Here is a 23,665-nt window from a genome sequence, read left to right as displayed (position 1 = left end):
CAGTTTTCAGTGTTTTGGGCTCCCCGCCGATCACTCATCACTTTCCCCTCGTCTCTTCCCAGATTTTTACGGCGCCAAGAATTCCTAGTGCGGCGATGCCCGCTGAAAGCCCGACGTTGCGGCCGCCCATCACGAGCGTGACCGTGCCGATCAGGACGGCGAGCGTGGGGACCGTGATCCAGCCGAGCATGCCGGGGAAGAAGCTTTTTTGGACGAGCTCGCGCATCGAACGCAATTCGTTGAACGTCACGGCCAGGACGACGAGGAAGCCGACGATCAGCCCTTCGTAGTCGTCGGAGCCGGAGCCGACGACCTTGGCGACGGAGTCGATGACCACGCGCAGGAACAACACGCCGAGCATCACGCCGGGAATCAGCCCCACGCCCCCTTGCAGACTGCACCCGCCGACGACGGAGGCCGCGATGGCGTTCAACTCATAGCCGCGTCCTTGCGTGACGGGATCGGCGATGCCCACCTCGGCGGTGTACAGCACGCCAGCGATGGCGGCGGTCATGGCGCCCAGGCAATAGGCGAGCCATTTGAGCCGATCCGTGCGGATGCCGCTCAAGCGCGCGGCCTGCTCGTTGCCGCCCATCGCGTACAAGTGCCGGCCGACCACGGTACGATTCATCAGCAGCCAGGCGAGTGCGCCGAGCACCAGAAAGATCACCAGCGGAATCCACCACGTGCGGCCAAGCTCGATAAACGCCGGATCGTCGACGTTGAGTTTCGTCGATTGATTGCCCAGCGAGCGCGTGATTTCCTGGTTCAAGACCTTCGCCAAACTGCGCAAACCGACCAACGACGCCAATGTCGCCACGAACGGCGGTAGCCCGACGATGGTAATCAGCCACGTATGCAGAGTGCCGATCAAGAAACCGACCGCGAGCGCCGCGCCGATGCCGGCGGCGAACACGCCGAGACTCAAGTCGCCCGTATCGGGGATGCCGCGAACTCCTTCGGGCGCAAGCAGATAAAACGTCTGCGCGCAGATCGATCCGCTGAAGGCGATCACCGACCCGGCCGAAAGATCGATGCCGCCGGAGATGATCACGATCGCCGCGCCGAGCGCGAAGATACCTAAGAGCGACGTTTGTCGCAAAATCTCGTGGGCGTTGTCGACCGGCTTCTGTAGATAGGACGGATTCGCGAACATCGTCACGGCAATCACCGCGATGATCGCCAGGATGAGTCCGAATTCGTTGCGGAATTGTCGCACGGAGCGGAGGAGGTGGAGGGATAAGGAGAAAGGGATTTAACCGCGAAACGCGCGAAATGGCGCGAAAAGTGAAAACGAAGTAGCTCCAGTCAACGCACTACTGCACACTGCATTTTTTCGACAACCTTGATTCGTTGTGTTTGATGACGCTGCCGAAGTGACGCTCCACAGCAATCCCATTTTCGCGTCATTTTCGCGCATTTCGCGGTTAAACGACCTATGACCCGGCCAGGTGTTTCGCGTCGAGCCAGGCTTTGAATTCTTTGAGGGTCAGGAATTCCGTGCCGGCGGAGAACATATCTTTTTTCAGTGGCGAGGATTCGTCCGGTACGACGACTTTGAGTCCGGTGACGATCACGTCGCCGTCCGGGAGCATCGACTTGATCGTGGTTTGATCGTCCTCGATCATGGCCTTCATCAGCTTCGTGGCGTCGAAGCCCATCTGATACGGGTTCTGGACGACCATCGCGTCGATCAGCCCGGCCTCCATGTGTGTGATCGCTTTGGGGGCGGCGTCGAAGACGACGACCGTGGTTTTGTCCTTGACGTTGCGGTCCTTGACCGTTGAGGAGATGGCGTTGGCGTTGTAGGCCCAGATGCCGACGAGCACGTTCAAGTCGGCGTGGCGTTCCAGGGCGTCGCGGACGTTTCTGTCGGCGACCGAAAGATCCATTTCGTCGCCCAGCGTGTCTTCGGCGGCGGCGAACTTCTCGCCGGCCCCTTCGGCGAAACCGGTAATGCGCTCAATTGCGTTGGCGGCGCTTTTGTGGCCGACGAAGCAGACGTACTTGCCCTCGGGACGCAGCCCCTTGGCGGCCTTGCCGAGCTCGCGGCCCCCTTCAATGTTGTCGGTGCCGAGATAGGCGAACCGCGCGTCACGCGAGCGATCACGATCCACATCGGAGTCGACCGTCAGCACTTTGATGCCTTGCGCTTGCAGCTTACGCATCCCCTCGGCGACGGCGACGTTCTTGGCGTCGATGACGGAGATTGCCACGGCGGCGATGTCGGTCTGATTGGCGTATTGCTGCAGCTTGTCGGCCTGGCCTTTGTCGGTGCCGTCGTTCTTGTCGAGCTCGGCTTTCAATCCCGCTTTGGCGAGGTCGAGTTCCTTTTCAGCGTCCTGCATGCCGGCCCGCATCGCGTCCCAGAACGGATCGTCGCCGTTGGTCAGGATGATCACGCGCCGCGTTTCGCCGCTGCCGGAAGTCGACGATTGCGCAGCGCCCCCATCCGTCTTCGAGCCGCCTTGGCCGCAGCCGGAAAGGATCACGCAGCCAGCCACCAGCGCGCCGCAGCCCGCCAACCAATTTCGACGATCAATCATCCGCCTTACCTCCCGCCTGGGGCCGTGGATCGGCCGTGGTTTCAAGAACATGAATCGAGACGAGATCGCTCGCGGACTCCGCCAGCAGAATTCCGCTACAACCGGTCAACCTTGCTTCGTCGCCATTTTCTGAGGATTCACCGCGGAGGCACAGAGTTGGGGACCGAGTGGGAAATGCAACTGCACGGTGGCGGCTGCTCAATCGTTGATCCTTCTACTCCGTATATCCGGGGTGAATCCACGGATGGCGAACCGGCGATTCTAAATCGACGGAGAGACGTGAGCAAGGCTCAACTCCGCTTCGTCGGGGAACCGAAGGAGACCGAGAGCGGCACGCGCTCAGCCGCATTCCGCACGTGCGCCGTTTACTATGTCTCCAGCCGTCGATCGACTCGCCGACTCCGTCGCAGTTCAGCGCCAACAGGCGCCAGCCGCACGTTGCGTCGGACCTTGGCAGTTGTGCCGGTTGGTGGGCGAGGGGGAATTCACCCGCGTTTACAGCGCGCGACTTGCGCAACTCGTCAATGTCGCCCCTGGTCACGCGGTGAAGTTACTCCGCGTCGACAAAGCTGGCGGCCGTTCTTTGCTGGAACGCGAAGCCCGCGCGGCGGCGGCAGCGAGTCACCCCAATCTCGTGGCGGTGTTCGCGGCGCAATTGCAGATCGAGCCGGCGTACTTGGTGATGCCGCTGTTGTCCGGCGCTACGCTGGCGGATCGGCTGGCCCAGGGACAGCAATTCTCGCTGCCCGCGGGGCTGGCCATCCTCCGGCAGATCGCCGGCGCGCTGGCCGCCCTGGCGGCCAAGGGCTATCGGCATGGCGACGTGAAACCTGGCAACATGATGGTTTCCCCGACGGGCCATGCCACGCTGATTGATCTGGGCTTCGCCTGCCAGCGCGACGAGGAGCCAGGCATTGATTCGCGGCAATGGCTGGGCACGCCCCAATATGCCGCTCCGGAGCGATTCAGGTCGCGCGCCGGCGTCGACCCGCAGAGCGACGTCTATAGCTTGGGGATCACCCTGTATCGCCTGTTCGCGGGGCGACTTCCGTTCAACAACGCGACACTCTCCGAACTGGCCTCTCAGCACGTGCATGGGGCGATGCCGGACCTCGGCGCAGAGCGGCCGGACCTGCCGCGGGAATTGATCGCGCTTTCGCGGCGCTTGTTATCGAAGGATCCCCTGCGACGACCCACGCCGGCCGAACTGGTCGAGGAACTGGTTCGCTGGGAAATCGACCGCTTTGTCGATCGGGGCATCGTGCAACGCGGCTAGCCGCGTTCACGCACCACTGCCATCAGCCAGCCGCAGCCCATGCCGAAAAGGAGAATCGCCGCGTACCAGGCGAAGATCAGCACGTAGCCTTCGTCGGTGATGGAAAATGTGTTGGCGACCAGGCGGCGAAAGCTGGCTTGGAGGACGTAGACCACGACCACGGCGAAGCTGGCCAGCCAAACATTGGCGACGATGATCGTCGCGGGAACCGGCCTCAAGCGCGCGATGCCCCCGGCGCCGGCGGTGAGGCAGAGCAGCGTCAGCGTGACGCCCAGCAGCATTCGCGGCAGGCCGCCATAGTCGAAGAAGACCAGCGCGATGCAGGTCGCCGTGAGCGCAATCAACAAATGCCGCAGCGAGAATTGTCTCGCGTACAGAGAAGGTTCCAGCGGCAATCGCGGATAGAGTGGCAAAGTGGACGTTCTCGCGGAATCAATTACCGGGGCTTTTCCAACTCCACTTCAAACGTGAGTTCCTGCTCGCCGCGACGCACCACGACTGGCGCTTTGTCGCCCGCCTGGAATTTGCGCAAGGCGCTATCGAAGTCGTCGAGGTTGCCAATCTTGCTTTCACCCAGCTTGATAATCACATCGCCCGCCAGCAGGCCGGCCTTCTCCGCGGGCCCGCCTTTCGTGACGCCGCTGAGGGCATAGCCGGGCTGAGCTTGCGCGAAATCAGGGACGCTGCCGAAGTAAGGGCGGTCGCCACCGCGGCCCGGCTGGATCGAAAACGTCGGAGCGACGGCGATGTATCCGGGACGAACGTCGAGTGCGGCGATTTCGGCCGCCGAAGCGGCGACCATTTGCGCCACACGCTCCGCGCCAGCGAAGTTGACTTTATCGATGTCGTCGCTGGGCCGATGGTAGTCGTCATGCAGGTCGGTGAAGAAGTGCATCACCGGGATGTTCTGCGGGTAGAACGAGGCGTGGTCGCTGGGTCCGTTGCCGCCGGGCTGTTTGGTGAGCTGGAATTTCGCCGACTCATTGAGCTTGTCGATAATCACGCCGAATTCCGGCGACGTGTCGACGCCCTGGATGATCAACTTGTCGTCGCGCAGGCGGCCGACCATGTCCATGTTGAGCATTGCCACCGTGTTTTCGAGCGGAAACAGCGGTTGCCGCACGTACTGAGCGCTCCCGAACAGGCCGCGCTCCTCGCCGGTGAAGGCGATGAACACGACGCGACGTCCCAATTTCTCCGGCCGCGTTGCGAGCAACCGCGCGACTTCCAACAGCGCCGCCGTGCCCGAGGCGTTGTCGTCCGCGCCGTTATGGATTTCCTGCGAATGCGGCACGAACGAGCCTTCGCCGCCGAAGCCCAGGTGATCGTAATGTGCGCCGATGATGATCGTCTCATCGGCGTGCGGGCCTTCGCCTTCCAGGACGGCGACCACGTTCTTGACCGGCACATTCGTGCGGTGAACCTGGGTTTCGCCTTGCACCTTCCAGCCGTTTAATTCACGGCTGCGCGGTGCGGGGCCGGCGTCCATCTCCGCTTCCAGCGCCGCCAACGTCTTCCCGCAAGCGGCGGTGATAACCGGGTCAAGCGCGCGGCGCGTGCCATGCAATACCGGGATTTCGCGTCCCGGGCCCGGCTGTCCGCCGTGTTGAAAGTGGAGCAACGTATCTCGCTCGGCGGCGGCTTCCTTGGCCAACTCGCTGAGGCGTGTGCTCAGTTTTTCTACCTGGCCGTGAAACTCCTGGACTTGCACCGGCGACGGAGACTCCAGCGCTTGGAAGGCGTCTTCCGCCTTGCGCAAATCATCCACCGCGGTCTGGATGCGATTCATTCCTTCGCGGACATCGTTTCGTAAAGCGAAATCGTCCGTGCAGAAGATCACCGCCGCGGCGCCATGTTCGTAGGCATTCGAGATCTTCCGCGTCAGCGCGGCAAATGGGGAATCGTCCGTGCCGTTGAAAACGCTGTGCGGGTTCGCCTGTTGCGGTTCATGCCGGAGAATAATGACGGCCTTGCCGTTGACGTCGACGCCGGCGTAGTCGTCGTAGTTGTGTTCCTTGGCCGTGATGCCGTACCCGACGAACACCAACGGCAGGTCGAGCTTCGCCGAGCCGCCGAGGGCCAGCGGCGTGAAATCCTGGTCGAATTTCAATTCGATCGGGGCGGCGTTGCTCGCGGTCGTTGGCGGAATCCAGGCCAGCCGTTGCGTTTCACCCAGTTCCGCGCCGGTGACGATCTCGAACGGCTGAAACGGCGTGCCGTCGTAAAGGGACGTGTTCAAGCCGAGTGCGGTGAATTGCTGTGCGATGTAGTCGGCGGCACGGTTAAGCCCTTCGGTGCCGACGCCACGCCCCTCCTGTTCGTCGGACGCCAGAAACGTCACTGAAGCCCGCACGCGGTCTTCTGCGGACGGGGCCGGGGCCTCCGGCGTGGTTTCGGCTTGCGTTACGGAAGCCAAGAGTGCGCAAGCAGAAGCGAAAACGTATACCGAGAAACTAAGTCTACGAACTGACACGCGTTGTCTCCTCCGGCCGCCGTGGCGTCCGGCACGATTGAGGGTGTTGCGCGAACGAATGTTAGTGGATGTATGTCGATTGTTCTGGACCGGACGGGCCGCGTCAACCTGCCGGTTAGGAGGGTGAAATTACCTATTCCCTCGTTTCCCCAGCTGGCGAGGATCGAACCCTTTTGTCCCCCGACTTTCGCCCGTAAAATCGTACAATAGCTGGAACCTTCCATGGATCCGCCGGCGACGGCGCGAACTCATCCTTTGCCGCGCCCCGCGCGAAGTTGCCGCCGTGCCGTCGTTATTCGTGATCCGAGGCGTCGATCAAGGCTCGAAATTCGAGCTGCGCACCCCCTCGGTCACGCTTGGTCGCGAGCCGAACAACCCAATCCAGCTCCACGACACCGAAGTTTCGCGCCGGCACGTCGAACTGCGGTTGGTCGACGGCCGCTACACGCTGGTCGATCTGAATAGCTCCAACGGCACGTACGTCAACGGCCGCCGCGCGGAGCTGCACACGTTGGTCAACGGCGACCAGATTCAACTCGGCGCATCGCTGCTGCTGTATACCGGCGCGCCGGATGAAACGACCGGGGCCGCCGCGCAACAGGTCGATATCGTCGCCAAGGCGGACGCCAAGGATCAGTCGCGAATTCTGCGCTCGATGACCCAGGAAGAGGGGAGCCGCATCTTCGACCTGGCCCTCGACGCGCCGGGCGATCCCTGGGTGGCCCGCGTCCGCGCGAACTTGCAGGTCATGTACCGCACCGCGCTCGCGGTCAGCCGGACGCTCGATATCGATCAACTCCTGGCGCGGATCATGGAGCTGATCTTCGAGTGGGTGGAGCCGGACCGCGGTTGCATCATGCTCTACAACCCGGACATCCACCAGCTCGAACCCAAGGTGCGGCGGACGCGCCCAGGCATCCGTCCGGACGAGCGGATCAGCATCAGCCGGACGATTCTCGACTACGTCATCCAGCACCGCGAAGGGGTGCTCACCAGTGACGCGCAGGACGACTCGCGCTGGGACAACGCGGCCAGCATCATGCAGGCCGGCATCCGCGAGGCGATCTGCGTTCCCATGCAGGGGCGCTACGACATCGTCGGTGTGATCTACATCGATACCTCGCTGGCGCCGCGACAGGTCTTACAGGCCGCTGCGGGCAGTAAGTTTTCGGCCGAGCACCTAAAGCTAATGGTAGCCATTGGGCATCAAGCGGCGTTAGCGGTCGAGGACACGCGCTACTATAGCGCAATGGTCCAGGCGGAGCGTCTGGCCGCCGTCGGACAGACGATCGCCACGTTGTCCCATCACATCAAAAACATCCTGCAAGGCATCGGCGGCGGCAGTTACCTGATCGAGATGGGCCTGTCCGACCACGACGAATCGCTCACCCGCAAGGGCTGGGACATCGTCGAGCGCAACCAGACTCGGATCTCAACGCTGGTGATGGACATGCTGACGTTCAGCAAGGACCGGGAACCGGAGTTGATCGCGGCGGATTTGAACAAGACGATCGGCGAAGTCGTGGAGTTGATGAACGTCCGCGCCGGCGAATTGGGCGTAACGATCGAATACCGCCCGGACCCGCGGATCGAGACGTTGACCTTCGACCCGGAAGGAATTCATCGCGCGACCTTGAACGTGGTGACGAACGCCATCGACGCCTGCGACAAACGCGAAGACGGCGTCGTGATTGTCCGCACGGAGCTGGCGCAGCCCGAGGCGCTGGTGCGGATCATCGTCGAAGACAACGGCGCCGGCATCCCGCCGGAGGAAATGCAAAACATCTTCACGCTGTTCGTTTCGCACAAAGGGGGCCGCGGCACCGGCCTGGGGCTGCCGGTAAGCCAGAAGATTTTGAAGGAACACGGCGGCGCGATTCTCTGCGACAGCACCGTCGGCCAAGGCAGCCGATTCACTCTGGAGTTCCCTTCGAACCTGCCCAAGCCCCCCGGGCCCGGTACGACGATGCCAGCGGTGGGGATGATCGATCCGGACGAACTGGAAGCAAGCGAGCCGGCGGAGCAAATTTAGCACTGCGCGGGGGGAAGCGCGGAGGCGCAGAGACGCGGCGGAGAGAGGGAACTCGAAGAGCGTGTTGGTTTGGTGGGGATTGGATAGACTTGAGAGTGTACAGCGAACGAATCATCGAACTGGGTCGCACGATGAAACCGTTATTGTTGAGCATTGGGCTGGCGTTGCTGATCGCGCCAAGTGCGCGCTCGAATGAACCTGCCGTTGATGGGATCGCCCTCGCCGCGCGGATTCGCGAGTTGGACGCCGATGACTATTTCGTGCGGGAGCAAGCCAGCGCCGCGTTAGTCGAGGCCGGGCCGGTGGCGATTCCATTGCTGGTCGAAGCGGCGCGCGCGCCGGAACTGGAAACCAGCGCGCGGGCGATTTCGGTCCTCGGGCAATTGGCGCTATCCACGGACGTGGCGACGGCCGATGCCGCGGAACAGGCGCTCGACGGCCTCGCGGAATCGGGGGAGCCACGAATCGTGGGCCGCGCGAAGACGGCCTTGCGCGGCCGCATGGAAATGCGGCGCGACGCTGCGCTCGCGCGCTTGGAAGAACTCGGCGCGACGGTCCCGATGCAGGGAGCCGATTTGATCTCGGTGCAAATTTCCGGAGAAACCTGGAAAGGAACGGACGAAGACCTCCAGTTGCTGCGTTGGTTCCCCGAGATGACCGCACTCGTTTGCGACGGCGTGACGTTGGGCGACGAGGCGTTCGCGTTTTTCGGCCCGCGAACGCAGCTGCGCCACTTGAGGCTGTTGAACACGAAACTCACGGACGCCGGCTTTGCTCACGTCAAGCAACTGCCGAATCTGCTTTATCTCCAGGCGGAAAACGTGCCGTTGACGGACGCATCGATGTCCGTCGTCTCGGCTCATCCGCGACTCGAGTTGCTGAACCTCCGCAACAACGCCATCACCGACGCCGGCCTGGCGCACATCGTGGCGCTCAAGGATTTGGAGACGCTCCAACTTGAGGGCCTGGCCATCAGTGACGCAGGACTCAAACCACTCAGCGAATTGACCGGTCTGAAAAGTCTGGAACTCAAGAAACTGCCCGTCACCGGCGCCGGACTGGCTCCATTGGTTGCCTTGAAGAGTTTGGAAACCGTCCGATTGGACGGCCTCGACATTCACGACGACGGGATGCAACTGTTTGCGGGGCTGAACACCTTGATGGGCGTAGAACTCAAGCACTTGCCGATTACCAGCGCCGGGTTGAAGCACGTGGAATCGCTGCCGCGGCTGCGGATGCTTTATGTGAAATACTGCCCGGTGGATGATACCTGTTTGGCCAAACTCGGTGAGAACCCCAACTTAAGCATGCTCAGCTTGTACGGCACCGAAGTGACGATGGCAGCGGCCGACGCCTTCATCGCCGCACACTCGACGGTGCGCGTGGACCATCGCCAGGGTGGTTTCCTGGGCGTGATCGGCACCGAAAGTCCGCTCGGTTGCGAACTGCAAGATGTCCAGCCAGGCATGGCGGCGGCCGAAGCCGGCTTCCACGTGGACGATTTAATCACGCACTACAACGGCGCGCCGGTCGGCAACTTTGAGCAGCTGCGGGCCATGATCCGCACCATGAAAGCCGGCGAAAAGGCGGAGGTTCGCGCACAGCGAAACGGCGAGGAATTTGTGAAGACCGTGACGCTGGGCGAAGAGAATTAAGGCGCTCAGCGACTACTGCTGCGCCAACAACTCCGCCGGCAGCGTCTCGCGGAGGATTTCTCGAATTGCCTGCCGGTCCGCGATCGACAGGCCCTGCAGATCGTCCGTGGCGGGAGAGCCGTCCAGTGTGGCCCAAAGCCGCGCGAAGAACACGCTTTTAAGGGCGGCCGGCATTTCCATGACGCCGCGCGAGTAGATCAAATAGCTGCACGGATACTTGAAAAGCCGTCGTTCGAGGTCTAGCTCACGAAGCGAGCGGCCTTGTGCGTCGCGCGGACCGCGTTGGCTGAATTCCTGGGCGAACCCACTCGTGCCTTCGATCTTGTCGCCGAGCGCGGCTTCACCATCGAGGAGTATTACCTTGAGCAAGGCCTCCGCCGCGTTGTTGATGCGACGTTGCGTGCTTTCGGACTGGAAATCGGCCGGGCGATCGAGCGCCTGGTTCATCGCGTCTGCGTCGCGGAGCGCGTAGCGCGTTTGGTAGACGGCTTGAGCGAGTTGATTCTGCACCGTCGTCTGATGTTCGAGCACCATCAGCGCCACGATATCACTATGCGGCGTTAAATAGCGGCTCGTATCGATGCGATCGTCCAGCGACGTGATGTTCGCGCCCGGTTCGCGATTCAACTCTTCGACCTTCACGACCTCGGAAAACCACTGATTGCCAAGATGCCGAAGTTGCCCGTGCCGGCCAGTGACGTACCAGCCGCCCCAGCGTTCCTTAAGAGGGCTGCGGTGGTCGGTCAGAAATGAGCCGTTCCGCAGGATGGGATGACCCGAAATGTCCGAGTACACGCTCCGCACGATATGTCCCGGCGCGCCGTGCGTGAGCGAAGAAGCGTGACACTGCGTGCATTCGTGATTCTGCCGCAAGAACTCCGGCTTGTCGAACCCGGCTTGATCGACGGTGTAGAAGATCGGCCCCAGTTGTGGATCATAGGCGGTCACTTCCAGCAGTTGACTGCCTTGAACCCAGCCGACATACACGTCGTCGGAGAAATAGAGAGCCCGCGGCGTCTTCGGCGAAATCCGCTCGCTTTGAAAGCTGGTCTTGGTGAACACCAAGACCTGCGAGGAGACGGGAATCTCCCAGGCTTCCAGCAGTGCCTTCAATATGCCCTGTCGGCCTTCACGTTTCAGCGAGGCACCGTCCCGCGACAGTCGCTCGATCAACTGCGAAACAGGCTGGTCTGTCGGCGCGGTCGCATAGTTGATCGGCGCGCCTTCAAAATCGTATTGCGCGCGGGCTGCGCGCGTTCCAATCAGGGCGACCAGGATTGCCGCGGCAACGCGCCAGCGAATCAGCGATGAGGCGTACATTGAAAACTTGGGGGAGTTGGAAGTTTTCAGTGCTCAGTTTTCAGTGGGATTGGGCCCGGCCGAAAGCTCCCACGTCAAACAACTGCTTACACCGACACGGCGATGCGGTCCGCACCGTTCCCCGCGTGCGACGATGGCTGGGATGCCTGGTAGTGGCGGTTGATCAAATCGTTTTGCACCCACAGCAACTTGCTGAAGGCGCGGATCGTGCGCGTTTCGTCTTCGCGGCTGAGGCCGAGGCTGAAGATCGTTGCGTTCAGCGCATCCGCCACGAAACCCAAGAGAGCGTTCATCTGCACGAGCGGCACGTTGATCGCCTGGCTCCCTTGGCCGGGCGTGTGCATCTTGCCGACCAGGTCGAGGTAACCGACCATGGCGTCGTCATAGGCGCCGGTGACCAATTTAACCAGGTAGCGCTGCAAGTGGGCCTTGCGGAACTGAATCTGCTCGTGGTCCATCGTCAGGGCTTCGACGCTCTCGGGGACGCCTCCTTCAAAGCCGGACTGACGCGGGACGAAGTGCCGCCAGGTGGCGTCGTAAGTTGCGAGTTTGTCGTAGACAGCGTCGACAAGCGACGCGACGACCGGCGCCAGGTGCGCGGCCGAGGCGTGGATCGCCTTGATATCGGCGCCGTTCAAGCCCATGAATTCGGTGACGTACGCGAAACGATAAGCGAGATCGGATTCCAGCCGAGGTTCGTCGATATGCCGCATGGTCGTCGTCCCTTTTGTTGGTCGCCCGCCGCAAAACGGCCGTTGCATCCAGTTCGAGTCCGTCCCACGACTTCGAGATCGTGGTATATTGGTAACGCGAGCAATGGTAGGTTATGCAAATACTGGATGTCAAGGTCCGGATATCTAAAAAGTGATCTCCCAAACCGTTGAGTACGCCCTCAGGGCATCCGTATTACTGGCCGACGATTCGGCCGGCGCTCGCACCGTGGACGAAATCGCCGAGGTCACGCGAGTCCCCAAGGCCTACCTATCCAAGGTGATGCAAAGTCTGCAGCGAGCAGGACTTGTGACTTCCCAGCGAGGGCTCCACGGTGGCTTTCGGCTGGCGAAACGGCCGGAGGAAATCTCCATCCTGGAAGTGGTCAACGCTGTCGAGAAGCTGCAGCGCATCCGGACCTGCCCGCTGGGCCTGGCATCCCATGGCGTGCGGCTTTGTCCGCTGCACAAGCGGCTCGACGACGCCATGGCAATGGTGGAACGGGCGTTCGAGTCCTCGACCCTGGCCGAGGTCATCGCCGATCCCTCGGAAAGCGTGCCGTTGTGCGACTTTCCACGTAAAGCCCCGGCCGCCGACGAAAGCGCGATCAAAAACTAACGCAGGCGGCGGAGCTATGCTTGTTGATGGATTCGTAGTCCATCGAGGAAAGCATCGTGTCCGGCCTAACGCTCGCCCCGCCCTTCGAAGTCGTGCGCGATTTTCACGCGCAGACGGATGTCCTGCGCCGGCGGCGTTACGGCGTGATTGAAATGCGCGGCGGCCGCTTGCACCAGATCGTGCTGCGGCCGTTGCCGAAACTGGTTTCGTGGCCGGACCTGACCGTGCTGGGCGCGTGGCAACATCGGCATCGAGCGGGCGATCGCTGCTGGCTGTACTACAATCAGCCGCGCGGGATGAGCAACTTCGTTGCGCTCAAGTATGCCGTTAGTTATCGCGACGCGACGCTGGCCACGGTTCACGGCGCGCTGCAGGTGCTGTACGCCATTGCGAAATTGAAAGGCATCGACGCAATCGTTTCCGACGCGGCCAACCTCCGCATCAGCGATCGCCTCGCCGCTCGCTGGGGCTGGGAGCCTCATTGCCCCGCACGCTGGCGCCGCAATTTCATCAAGCGCTTTTACGGGACGTATCCGGAGACGCGCTGGGATTCGTTTCTGTAGCCGAGGTCTGTGACCTCGGGGAGAAGGCGTCGTCTACCCTTCGACGTGGGATCTGTATTCGATGTCCTCTCCACCGAGGTCACAGACCTCGGCTACAGAAGTCGGGTGCGTTTAAACTTGCTTGTAACGCTGCCAGACTTGCAGACCGTCGGGGCAGAACGGGCGCGTGTCGATCAGTTTCGCCAGCATGTCGGACGCTACGAATTCGCCTTGCACGACTTCTTCCGGCTGCAAGCGAAACGGACCGTCATGTTCGCCGCGATAGACTCGCGCTTGCACGATGGTGCGTTCGTCCGCGAAGTTAAACGGAAACAAGTACGTCAGCGGCGTCGCGACACCCAATTCCTCTTGGCATTCGCGCGCGGCGCCTTCGTCGAAGGTTTCTCCGGAGGACAATACGCCGCCGGCCGCGAGGTCCCAGTAACTGGGATAGATATCTTTCGTCGCCGTGCGCTGATGCACGAAGATTTCGCCGCGCGTGCTGAACATCAGGATGTAGACGCAGCGATGCGGCAGCCGCTCGCGGCGCATTACCGAACGCGGTTCGACGCGAATCGTTTCCCCGGCGTCGTTGATGATGTCGACCAGTTCTTCGGGCACGCGGTTTACTTCAATTCCCGGACGCGGTTTTCGAGGGCCTTCATCAGGATCGGCGCGATTTCCGAACCGCAACTGTTGATTTCGCCGTATTGCGATTTATCGCGGCCGTACGCGAACGGCGGGATGTGATCCCATTGCCGGCGCGGGATGATGTAGCCGATCTCGTCGTTGGCGAGGCCGATCAGCATCTTCTTTTCGCCAGGCAAGGTTTGCATTACATGCGGTTCCAACGCCGCATCGGGGTAGTCGGCGCCGGGATCGACAGGATCCTGATACTGACCATAAACCAACTCGGGATAGATCTCCCCGGGGATACAAGCCACGTGAACTTCACCCAATCGCAGGCAGGCGATTTCGGTTTCGATCGCGAGCTTGTCGGCGGGCGTATCGTCAGCGGCCAGGTCGCCGACCGTTTCGAAATCACCGGTCCAGACACGTCCGGCTCGCGGCAATACGCCGATCTTGCGGGCCATCTGATAGCCGGGGTTTTCCAGCGGCGCGGTGATCGTCTTCGCGGCGACGGCGAAGGGCGTTAGTTCTGTCAACGTCGCGCTATCAATCGCTTGTGCGGCGATCTTGGCGAATTGGCGACCGTAGTATTCGGCGAACTCGAAGTTCTCGTCGTGCATCGGTTTGCCGTCGGGGCCCGGAATTTCCGGCGGGTTGCTCATCAACCCTCCGACCGTGCCGGTGAAATAGGCGACCTGGCAATGATACTTTTCCTTGAGCGCCGCGACCGTGGCGTGCGGAAAGTCGGCGGTGATTTGCGTGTTGTCGCTGCCGAGCGATTCCGGATGATTGTTGATCTGCACCAGAATGCCAAACGGTTCTTGTGTGCCAGGTTTGTTGAAGCGGAGCACTCGAACGATGTCGTCGTAGACGACCGGTTGCCGCGAATCGCGCAACAGGGAATGATCCTTGGCCGTGCCGAAGTAGGCGTCGGCGGGCGCCAAGTTCTTTGCGGCATCTTCTACGGCCGCCGCACAGGTCGCGACGACCTGCGAAAGATATTTTTGATCGACGCCGCTCGTCACCGGCGACGGTCCCCAAATGCCGATCACGTCCGGACCTTCGTGATTATGCGTGCTGGAAACCATCACGTAGGCGAAGTCCTTCAACTCCGCCCGAATCCGCCGCACCTCGGGAAGTTGCAGGCCCACCAAGTCGACGCACACGAGCGCGATCTTGCGTTCCCCGTCGTCGAGCACGACCGCGCGAGCAAACAGAGGATCGTGAACCGCCGTCGCCACGCGGTTCTGCCCATACCCGGCGATGTAGACCGGCTTGGAAATGTCCGGCGTGATCTCGCGCTCAGCGAAACCGACTTGGAGCTCGGCGCGAAGCGGCGTATTGCAGAACAACAAACCAACGAAGGCCAGAGGGGCAATCAACATTCGGGAATTCATGGGCGGCGCCGACCGTATGAGTGGTGTGGATTCCGTCGTCACGGAAAGGATACGTCGCGCCAACGCGCGATGATCCCGAGATTATAACGTGACGCCAGGGAATTGCCGGACAGCAGATTCCGTGTGGTTTCACTCTGATGGGCGCCACTGGCGGCTTGTTCGCCAGTGAATAGACGTGGCTAGCACTAGCGGACAAGCCGCCAGTAGCACGGAATGCCGAGGCTCGGACAAAGCCTAATAATCGCGCCTTGTCACATGCCAGCACCCGAGGGCCAGCATCAAGATGATGAAAATTCCGTTGTCGCGGACCGGGGTCCATTTGCTGTAATCGCTGGGGGCGTTGAGATCGGTGTCCCGCTCCACGCCCGTGCCGGGCGTTTTGTCCAGTTCGCTGACCAGCGACAGCGTGAGTTGATCCAACTCGCGCGGCTTGGGGACGATCCGGTAGAGCGGATAGACCAGAAAATCATAGCCAAAACGCAGCCATTCGCGGCGGGGCTGGTAACGGGCCTCGCGTTGCAACGCCGGCACAGAGTAGGTCGAGACTCGATCCGTGCGGTCGGTGACCAGCAACTCTCCCGCGTCGCTGAACGCCAGCGCGGTGATGTCGCCCTGACCGCTCACGGCAGCCGAGAAGAGTCGATGTTGTTTCGCATCATACAGCCAGGCGCGCTTGTCGCGGGTGAGGAGCGCGAACCACTTGCCGTCCGGCGAGGCGAACAAGGTGTTCGGATCGGACGCGGTGGGGATCGTGATCGGATCGCGCTGCTTGCCGTCGCTGGCATTGAAAGCGAGGAACCGACCGTCCTCGAGCGCGGCGACAACACTCTCGCCGCCGGCCGCGAGGGGACCGAGTTCGTCCAATTCCAGCTCCGTGGTTTCGCGGACTTTGTATTTGCCATCTTCACCGCGTTGGCAAAGATACAGTCCCGCTTCGGTCAATACGGCGAGCTCGCCGGTCTTGTTGTTTAACGCAGCTTCGAAACGCCCCTCGATCGGGACTTCCGGAGCAACGTTTTCGAGTTGCTTGCCGCCGCCGCGATTGAAGAACGGCACGTCAAAGCCAGCGATTTTCGGCGCTTCTTGTTGTGCTTCGACCTCGCCGTTCCAGCGCAGCATGGCGCGATCCGTCAAGAGCAGGAACTTGCCGTCCGGTTCGCGCAAGAACGCCCGCGTCCCCTGCGCTTCTGCTGGCAGTTTGAGCGCCTGCTTGCGCTCGAAGTTGTCCGCCTCGGCGCCGACCCAGATGGTGGCCGCGCTGGCAAACTGCTGCATCTCGCGGATGTTGCGTTCCACGGCGACGATTCGCTTGTTCGGCGCGTCGTAGATCGGCCCGGCGTACGGCGTCGGACGTCGAATGCCAAAACCAACGGTTTCTTCCTTTTCCGGAGCAAAGACTTCTTGCCAGGAATTCGTGGCGGCATCCCAGCGCCGCACCTGGCCCATCTCGGCGACGCTCATCGGCGTCTCGCCGGCGGTAAAGACCTTGATGATCCGCGACGGCACGACGACGTACGTGTCCGCAAAGCCGTTGAAGATCGTCAGCATCCAGCCAAACGCCCAGAGCATCACGGCGATCACCACCGAGACGATTGGGTTGCGCCAATACGCCCCGGCCAGGCACGAGACGGAATAGTAGACGGCGAAGATAAACACGAAGATCGGGATCGTCGCCAGCAGGTGGATGTTCCATAGCCCGAAGCGCATTCCGGCCAGCAGCCAGATGCCGCCGATCAAATATGCGGCCATGATCACGACGAACGAGCAGCCGCCGAGAAACTTGGTCAGATAGACGCCCGAGCGCACCACCGGTTTGCTAAACAACAAATCGACGGCGCCGGCTTCGAAGGCCTGAGGCATAATCGTAGAAGTGACGAACAAGCCCGCCAACACGCCCCCCACGCCGACGCCGAGTTTCAGCAGCCCGAAGATCAAATTGCCAATGATGTCGTGCCATTCGGAGCGTTTCGACTCGCCAAAGAGTTCCATCTTCAGCCCGAAGTAACCGAGACTTTCTTTGCGTTGATTCAACAGCGCCAACTGATTGGGAAACGCCGCCTCGAGTGCGAGCCGATGGAAGCGCTCGCGATCCGTGGAGCTGAGACTCGCGACGCCCTCCTCCTGCAACCCGCGAGCCTCTTTGCGCAAGCGCACCTTTTTCCACGCGTCCGGCTCGAAGAAATCGGGGCTGGCGATCGAAGCGTTCAACTTTGTCGTCAGCCATTCGGCATCGGCGCTGGCAGGCGTAGTCGTCGTGATTCCGTGGCTTTCCGCATCTGGATCGTCGCTGCCTGCCGCGTTCGTGGGCGCTTTTTTCGCGACGATGTTTTCTAACCGCTGCCGGGAATCCGCGCCCCACTGTTTGACCAGACTCTTGCCGACCGTCGGACCGGTGGCGTCCAGATCTTTCAGGATTTCTCGCGCCACGCGCGGCGGGTCGAAGACTTCCTGCGGGGCGAACTCCGAGCCGCGCAGACCGTAGGGCCCGAACGGCGCCATGCACAGCAACAGGATCGTGATTACGATCAAAATCATCCACAGCACGCGCGACGCGAGCGCCTCGTGGAACGAATCGCGCAGGATCGTCAGGTACGGTCTCATGCGGCTGGCCGGGCCCTTTGAATGATCTTGAGAAACGCTTGTTCCAATGTCTGGTGCCGCCGCTCAACGCCGAGCACGCTCAGCCCGCCCTGACGCGCCTGATCGATCAGTCGATCGACATCCGCCTGTGCGGGATTGACGAGCGTGATCAGGAATTGCCCGTTCTCTTGAATGGCCACGGGCTGTGCGGGAGCGTTGCCGAACGCCGCGGAAAGCTGCGCATCGCTGCCGGCGAACGTGAACTGCACGTCGTTGACGGCTTCGATCGTCAGGGCGTCGACTTCTCCGACTTGCAGCAATTCGCCGCGGTCGAGAATCGCCACGCGATCGCAGACTAACTCGACTTCCTGCAACAAGTGGCTGTTCAGGAACATCGTCTTGCCCTGATCCTTGAGCCGCTGCAGAAGCGCCCGCATTTCGGAGCGACCGACCGGGTCGACGCCGTCGGTCGGCTCGTCCAAGACCAACAACTCCGGCTCATGGAGCATGGCTTGCGCCAGGCCGAGTCGTTGCTGCATGCCTTTGGAGAACTGCGACACCGAAACATCGCCCCAGCCGCGCAGCCCCACGGTTTCCAGCAGCGCCTCGCGCCGCGCGCGGACTTCGCTGGGCGAAAGGCCGCTCAACCCGCCGTAGTAGGTCAACGCCGAATTCGCGGTGTGATGCCGGGGAATGCGATGATGTTCCGGCAGGTAGCCGACGCGCCGGCGCCCGCGGAGATCGCCGGCCGGAAAGTCGAGCAGCCGAGCCTCGCCCGCGCTGCGACTGATAATCCCGAGCAAAACTTTGATCAGCGTCGTCTTACCGGCGCCGTTCGGGCCGAGTAGCCCAAAGATTTCGCCGCGCGGCACGTCCAGCGTAACCCCGCGCAAGGCGTGGATCTGCCGGCCGCGCCAGCGGCTGCCATACGTCTTCCGTAAATCGCGCACCTCGATCGCGGCGACCATGCAATTCCCCGCCCTGGTTGGAAAGCCACCACCCGACGGACTATTCGTCGGCCACATCATAGTTCTTGTGCGGGGTGGGGGGAACTGCCCGCGAAAGACGCGAGCAGAAGAGCACTTGAAGCAGTGCGGTGAACGCAGCCCCGCAGGGGCGACAGACAATAGCCAGGGGTGCCAACCCCTGGAAAACGAACGAAGGAAATAAATTGAGCCCCAACGGGGCGAAACACTGTTGATATCGCCTTCGCTCAACGCGTGTCGCCCCGATGGGGCTCAATGCAAATTTGCGTGTCCCCAGCACCAGCGGTTTGCACCGCTGGCAATTATCTATCGCCCCGTTGGGGCTGGGAAACTTGGTCAACCTTCCCTTCTCTACCAGTCCCCTTTTCGCGTCCTTTCGCGTGTTTCGCGGGCAATCACTCCTAATCAAACGAACTCGGCTGCGCCTCAAAGTCATCCAGATCGGATTCTTCATAGCCAAAATGGTGCGCCAACTCGTGCAGCACCGTCCGGCGGATTTCGTAGCGAACCTCTTCGACCGATCGGCAGCGGGATTCGATCGCCCGCTGAAACAGCAGGATGCGGTTCGGCATCGCCATTCCGTATTCCTGTTTGGTGACGTAATGCCCTTCGAAGAGGCCCATCAGGCCGATATGCCGGGGCCCCAGCTTCATCTGGCGCTGCAGCCTCGGGTCCGGGTAGCGTTCCACCTCGATCACCACATTCTCCAGCCACGCCAAAAACTGGGCCGGCAGCGACCGGACGACCTCGTCGACGGCCTGGCAGAATTCGTCTTCGCTCAATCGGACCGCCATAGGGCCTCTGGTTTGCCTCGCGGTGCGGAATTACACTACCCGGGAGAATTGTACGCCGCACGTGCGTTCCCGCCTTGTTGCCCATTTCGCCGTCCCTCCACGGAGAATCGCCCCATGAACTTTTCGCGACGCCTGTTTCTCGTGCTCGCTGCCGGTTTGGCTGCCGGGCTTTCGACCTCGGAGGCCGTCGCCGCCGACGCGCCGGTACGCGGGGTACGAATTCTGATGCTCACCCAAAGCGTCGGTTTCAAGCACGGTTCGGTCACGCGACCGGACGGGGCGCTCTCTCCGGCCGAGCAGGCGATCACCGACTTAGGGATTTCCAGCAACCTGTTCCGGGTCGATTGCACTCAGGACGCGGCGAAGGATTTCACCAAGGAAAACTTGCAAAACTACGACATCGTGTTTTTCTACACGACCGGCGCCCTGCCAATCGACGACGAAACGCGCAATTACTTTTTCAATGACTGGTTGAAGCAGAAGGGGCATGGGTTCATCGGCGCGCATTCGGCCACCGACACTTACCACGACTATCAACCGTATTGGGACATGATCGGCGGCACGTTCGACGGACACCCCTGGGGATCGGACCAAACCGTCACCGTCACGGTTCACGACAAGGAGCACCCGCTCAGCAAGCCATGGGGCGACGAGTTCACGCTCAAAGACGAAATCTACAAATTCAAGAACTGGCAGCCCGAAAAGGTCCGCGTGTTGATGAGCCTCAACATGGCCAAGACCGACTTGAAGGAGCCGTACCACGTGCCGATCGCCTGGGTCAAGGAATACGGCGACGGCAAGGTCTTCCACATGAGCCTGGGGCATCGTGAAGACGTCTGGACCAACCCCATGTATATGGAATCGATGCTCGGCGGCATCAAATGGATCCTCAACAAGGAACCCGGCGACGCCACGCCGAACCCGGAACTGTCGGCCGCACAAGAAGCGAAAGCCAAGGCGGACACGGAAGCGGCGAAGAAGTAGCCCTGGGCTAAGTATTGCCACAGAAAAAACTACAGCAGCCCGACGCGCAAGCGAGGCGGCATGGTCGTTGATCTAAGTGCACGCGCAGAAGTAATTATGCGATGGGCGCCACCGGCGGCTTGTCGGCCAGTGCGGTTTTGGTCTCGGTAGCAAGCCTGTACGCCCTTTGCGCCGACTGCGCGGCGATCGACGGTGTTTACATCATGGGGCCGATGCAGCAGATCCATATCGACAGCGACCCCGTGAATTGCTCGGACGGCATGCTCCTAGCCACGATCTGCGCCGACTCGGACGAACCCGGCTGCAGCGGGGTTGATCGGGCTGCAGTTCTATCAGGCGGGCGGTGCGTTCCGCCTCTTGGTGAATTTGCAAAGTGGCGGCGCCCCCTGCGGGCAAGGCGGCGGCCAGCCTTCGATCGAATGGGAAAGGGACTTCGCGCCAAGAGCGCCCAACTGCCACTTCCTGGACGAGTTCGGCCAGCTCCCCGTACGCAACCCTCTTCGTAACAATGCGCGCGAGAGCGCAAGTCGTAAATCGTTGCCTAGCAATAGGATGCTGATTTCGAGTCCGTTTCGGTCCCCTCCCAGCGAATGCAACCGTCTACGAACCTAGACGGGTTCAGTTAACAGAGGAGAGAGCGCGGGCCGTTAACTAGAGAGCGCCTTTTCCTGCCGTTGGGAAAAAGTACGGGCCAGTTAACAGATGCGCGAGCGCGCGATGTTGCTTTGGGCAATCAGCGAAACCTACAGCTCCAAGCTGCGGATGCGGGCTGTCGTGCGACATGCATTCTGGGCGTGCTTCTCGCGCTAGACAGCGGCGCGGCGCCGACGATGGGAGACGGCCACGACGGCCACCATTCCGGCGATTGCCAGGACAGCGGTCGACGGTTCTGGCACGGCGGTCAATTCGAAATCATCAATCACAAAGGCCTGACCTCCACCAAGTGGATTGGACAGCGCGTCGATCATAGAGGCGCGGGCGCGGACGGTGGCAGTGCCGTCCGGCGCGATCGCCGAGACCGAAAACTCTTTGTAGTCGAATGCAAGGCCGTTATCGGTGAACAATCCAGCAGCCACCAAATCGAGCTCGGCGGCGCTGATTTTTGTCCCGCCCGCATTCAAGAAATCGAGGGCGAATTTCCCACCTCCGAGGAAATTGGGCTCCGCGCCGGCCCAACCGGTCAGCGTGTATGTTACGCCCGGCGTGGCGGCGTGATCCTGATACAAGTGCCCCGTAGCTGTTCCGTCGGAGGTGTTTCCGGAAAACGGTTTGAAAAACACGGCACAGTCGAGGCCGCCACATCCATTTGGCGAAGCGGCGCCGCTGCCATCAGTAGTCAATGGTGTCGGAGCCGGTCCGGCCCACGGCTCCGACGACATTTCGTCCTCGTAGGGTCCCGAAATGGACCGCGACCCTTCATTTACCCAACTGGCAGGCTTTGGCAGGAAGAAAGCGGGAACGATTTCCACTGGCTGAGTGATGTCGAGATTGCCGTTCGTCAACAAATTCTGCGCTGAGACAGGCGACGGGGCAAACGCTAGTGCGATCACGATCGCGAGGACGGCTGATTGCTTCTTCATGGGATGTTTCCTCAATGTGTGCGCTGGACCTAGCGCTTCGGGTCCGTGCCCATCTCAAAGGCAATACGGCGAGGATGCACGGAGTTCAGGTAAGGAACTATTGAATTGAATAGCCGGCCGCATGCCTGTCAAGAACTTTTTAAAGAAAAATAAGAGTAAACCAAGGCTCGCCAAACGTTTTTTCGGATTACAGACTTCCAAATCACGCGAATCTCTCTTTGGTTTTTGGGTTCAAGTATTCTGGCAGCTTATCGCGTACGCGCGGGCACGGCACCTGGGACGAGTTCGTCAAGATTCACGCCGCCACGCTGTGGCAATGCGACTTCGTCTCGAAACGGATTGTGACGCCGAAGGGGCTCCGGGACGCCTTTCTGCTGGTTTTCCTGCACGTCGAGACACGGCGAGTGCTCATTTCGCCGGCCACGCAGCATCCGAACGAAGCTTGGGTGAACGAGCAAGCCGCGGCGTTCCTGAAGCACGTCAAGAAGAGCAAGCTGGGGGCTGACGTGATCATGCACGATCGCGACACTAAATTTGCCAGGTCGTTTGACACGACGCTTGAGGACGCCGGCTTGCGAGTCCAGTGGACCGCATACCGCTCGCCCAACACCTGCGCCTTCGTTGAGCGGTTCATCCAAACGCTCGGGCAAGAATGCCTGGACCATTTTGTCGTGCTTGGCGAGCGGCATCTGAACTACCTCGTTCGAGAATTCTTGGAGCATTACAAACTCGAACGTCCGCATCAGGCATTGGAAAACCAGACCGTGGTGAAGAAGGGGTATCGTCGGAAGACGACCGACGGAGCGTCCACGTTACCAATTACCGAGGTCGCCTGAAAAACGCGGCTGGGTGGACTGCTGAAGCACTACTATCGGAAAGTCGCGTATTCACAGTTACATTCGACGAATGGCACGTAGTTCTTCCGTAAGTCTCTAGCGGGAATTGACCTTGGTGAAATGGGCCTCGCTTGCGTAGATGGTGTTTGAAAAGGCACTCATCACGGCAAGGAGGCCCAAAGATGCGGTATTTTAACCAGGGGGGATTTCAACAACAGCTCAGTTTTCTGCGTCGGCAATTCCTCCAGGATGTAGGCTTACCGTTCGGCGACGTGCTTTCGGAAGAATTGATCGCGAGCGCATTGAATACGGTCAACGTGATTTGGTTGGATCGGATCTTTACGCCGCTCGTCACGTTGTGGGTCTTCCTGGGACAAGTACTGAGCGCCGACAATTCGTGTCGCAGAGCTGTCGCCCGCTTGATTGCGCACCGTGTGTCTCAGGGGCGGCGTCCATGCTCGGCCAAAACGGGCGCCTACTGCCAGGCCCGAAAGCGGCTGCCAGAGGAGTTTTTCTCGAACGTGGCTCGTCAAACGGCGTCCGCTTTGGAATCCCAATGCGACCCCAAATGGAGGTGGAAAGAACGCCGCGTTTTCATTTTTGACAGAGCAGCCGTTTCGAAGCCGATCACGCCCCGGCCCAAGCGGCGTAAAAAAACAGCCCCCGCCGCTGTCCGAAAGTCCTGGGGTGTCGCAGTCCACTAAG

General features: G+C 61.1%; 20 protein-coding genes. 7 read left to right on the top strand and 13 right to left on the bottom strand.

Annotated elements, in window-relative coordinates; genetic code table 11:
- Positions 1-37 precede the first annotated feature (37 nt).
- Together SGJ19_14510 and SGJ19_14505 are read right to left on the bottom strand one after the other, a co-directional pair.
- Positions 38-1,219, bottom strand: coding sequence for an ABC transporter permease (locus SGJ19_14510; protein MDZ4781460.1), 1,182 nt, complete (start codon positions 1,217-1,219; stop codon positions 38-40).
- 217 nt (positions 1,220-1,436) lie between these two features.
- Complete coding sequence (locus SGJ19_14505; GenBank protein ID MDZ4781459.1) at positions 1,437-2,546, bottom strand: substrate-binding domain-containing protein; 1,110 nt, start codon at positions 2,544-2,546, stop codon at positions 1,437-1,439.
- A gap of 370 nt (positions 2,547-2,916) precedes the next feature.
- On the opposite strand from SGJ19_14505, the gene SGJ19_14500 reads away from it, so the two are divergent.
- Positions 2,917-3,822, top strand: a complete 906-nt coding sequence (locus SGJ19_14500) for a serine/threonine-protein kinase (GenBank protein MDZ4781458.1) — start codon at positions 2,917-2,919, stop codon at positions 3,820-3,822.
- On the opposite strand, the gene SGJ19_14495 is transcribed toward SGJ19_14500, so the two are convergent.
- Positions 3,819-4,235, bottom strand: coding sequence for a hypothetical protein (locus SGJ19_14495; protein MDZ4781457.1), 417 nt, complete (start codon positions 4,233-4,235; stop codon positions 3,819-3,821). The genes SGJ19_14500 and SGJ19_14495 overlap by 4 nt on opposite strands.
- A 23-nt stretch (positions 4,236-4,258) precedes the next feature.
- Positions 4,259-6,238, bottom strand: coding sequence for a M20/M25/M40 family metallo-hydrolase (locus SGJ19_14490; GenBank protein MDZ4781456.1), 1,980 nt, complete (start codon positions 6,236-6,238; stop codon positions 4,259-4,261).
- 340 nt (positions 6,239-6,578) lie between these two features.
- On the opposite strand from SGJ19_14490, the gene SGJ19_14485 reads away from it, so the two are divergent.
- Both SGJ19_14485 and SGJ19_14480 read left to right on the top strand, forming a co-directional pair.
- Complete coding sequence (locus SGJ19_14485; GenBank protein ID MDZ4781455.1) at positions 6,579-8,327, top strand: ATP-binding protein; 1,749 nt, start codon at positions 6,579-6,581, stop codon at positions 8,325-8,327.
- Positions 8,328-8,458: 131 nt separating this feature from the next.
- Positions 8,459-9,982 (top strand): PDZ domain-containing protein, encoded by a 1,524-nt coding sequence (locus SGJ19_14480; GenBank protein MDZ4781454.1) that lies wholly within the window; start codon positions 8,459-8,461, stop codon positions 9,980-9,982.
- A gap of 12 nt (positions 9,983-9,994) precedes the next feature.
- On the opposite strand, the gene SGJ19_14475 is transcribed toward SGJ19_14480, so the two are convergent.
- Together SGJ19_14475 and SGJ19_14470 are read right to left on the bottom strand one after the other, a co-directional pair.
- The gene (locus SGJ19_14475; protein MDZ4781453.1) at positions 9,995-11,302 is read right to left on the bottom strand and encodes a hypothetical protein; all 1,308 of its coding nucleotides are present in this window, start codon (positions 11,300-11,302) and stop codon (positions 9,995-9,997) included.
- An 86-nt stretch (positions 11,303-11,388) separates the two neighbouring features.
- Positions 11,389-12,015 carry a protoglobin family protein gene (locus SGJ19_14470; protein ID MDZ4781452.1) on the bottom strand — a complete coding sequence of 209 codons (627 nt, stop codon included), beginning with the start codon at positions 12,013-12,015 and terminating at the stop codon, positions 11,389-11,391.
- 151 nt (positions 12,016-12,166) lie between these two features.
- Here SGJ19_14470 and SGJ19_14465 point away from each other — a divergent pair, with 151 nt between their 5' ends.
- Together SGJ19_14465 and SGJ19_14460 are read left to right on the top strand one after the other, a co-directional pair.
- Complete coding sequence (locus SGJ19_14465; GenBank protein MDZ4781451.1) at positions 12,167-12,631, top strand: Rrf2 family transcriptional regulator; 465 nt, start codon at positions 12,167-12,169, stop codon at positions 12,629-12,631.
- Between the two features lie 56 nt (positions 12,632-12,687).
- On the top strand, positions 12,688-13,194 hold the full coding sequence (locus SGJ19_14460) for a hypothetical protein (protein ID MDZ4781450.1): 507 nt from the start codon (positions 12,688-12,690) through the stop codon (positions 13,192-13,194).
- A gap of 111 nt (positions 13,195-13,305) precedes the next feature.
- Here SGJ19_14460 and SGJ19_14455 read toward each other — a convergent pair whose 3' ends face one another.
- From SGJ19_14455 to SGJ19_14435, 5 genes are all read right to left on the bottom strand, one after another.
- Positions 13,306-13,794: an NUDIX domain-containing protein gene (locus tag SGJ19_14455; protein MDZ4781449.1), complete on the bottom strand. Its 489-nt coding sequence runs from the start codon at positions 13,792-13,794 to the stop codon at positions 13,306-13,308.
- A gap of 5 nt (positions 13,795-13,799) precedes the next feature.
- Positions 13,800-15,188 carry a neutral/alkaline non-lysosomal ceramidase N-terminal domain-containing protein gene (locus SGJ19_14450; GenBank protein MDZ4781448.1) on the bottom strand — a complete coding sequence of 463 codons (1,389 nt, stop codon included), beginning with the start codon at positions 15,186-15,188 and terminating at the stop codon, positions 13,800-13,802.
- 246 nt (positions 15,189-15,434) lie between these two features.
- Positions 15,435-17,801, bottom strand: coding sequence for an ABC transporter permease (locus tag SGJ19_14445; protein MDZ4781447.1), 2,367 nt, complete (start codon positions 17,799-17,801; stop codon positions 15,435-15,437).
- Positions 17,798-18,748: an ABC transporter ATP-binding protein gene (locus tag SGJ19_14440; protein MDZ4781446.1), complete on the bottom strand. Its 951-nt coding sequence runs from the start codon at positions 18,746-18,748 to the stop codon at positions 17,798-17,800. The genes SGJ19_14445 and SGJ19_14440 overlap by 4 nt, the downstream gene beginning before the upstream one ends.
- Positions 18,749-19,167: 419 nt before the next feature.
- Positions 19,168-19,548, bottom strand: coding sequence for a metallopeptidase family protein (locus tag SGJ19_14435; GenBank protein MDZ4781445.1), 381 nt, complete (start codon positions 19,546-19,548; stop codon positions 19,168-19,170).
- Between the two features lie 126 nt (positions 19,549-19,674).
- Between SGJ19_14435 and SGJ19_14430 the strand changes: the two genes are divergently transcribed.
- Entirely contained in the window at positions 19,675-20,544 is an 870-nt protein-coding gene (locus SGJ19_14430; protein ID MDZ4781444.1) for a ThuA domain-containing protein, read from the top strand.
- Positions 20,545-21,350: 806 nt separating this feature from the next.
- Here SGJ19_14430 and SGJ19_14425 read toward each other — a convergent pair.
- The gene (locus SGJ19_14425) at positions 21,351-22,124 is read right to left on the bottom strand and encodes a PEP-CTERM sorting domain-containing protein (GenBank protein ID MDZ4781443.1); all 774 of its coding nucleotides are present in this window, start codon (positions 22,122-22,124) and stop codon (positions 21,351-21,353) included.
- Positions 22,125-22,342: 218 nt separating this feature from the next.
- Between SGJ19_14425 and SGJ19_14420 the strand changes: the two genes are divergently transcribed.
- On the top strand, positions 22,343-22,960 hold the full coding sequence (locus SGJ19_14420) for an integrase core domain-containing protein (GenBank protein MDZ4781442.1): 618 nt from the start codon (positions 22,343-22,345) through the stop codon (positions 22,958-22,960).
- A 257-nt stretch (positions 22,961-23,217) separates the two neighbouring features.
- Here SGJ19_14420 and SGJ19_14415 read toward each other — a convergent pair.
- A partial coding sequence (locus tag SGJ19_14415; GenBank protein MDZ4781441.1) for a hypothetical protein occupies positions 23,218-23,665 on the bottom strand: 448 nt, incomplete at its 5' end.

The sequence above is a fragment of the Planctomycetia bacterium genome (assembly GCA_034440135.1).
GTDB lineage: Bacteria > Planctomycetota > Planctomycetia > Pirellulales > JALHLM01 > JALHLM01.
This window is presented reverse-complemented; position numbering and strand designations above follow the sequence as displayed.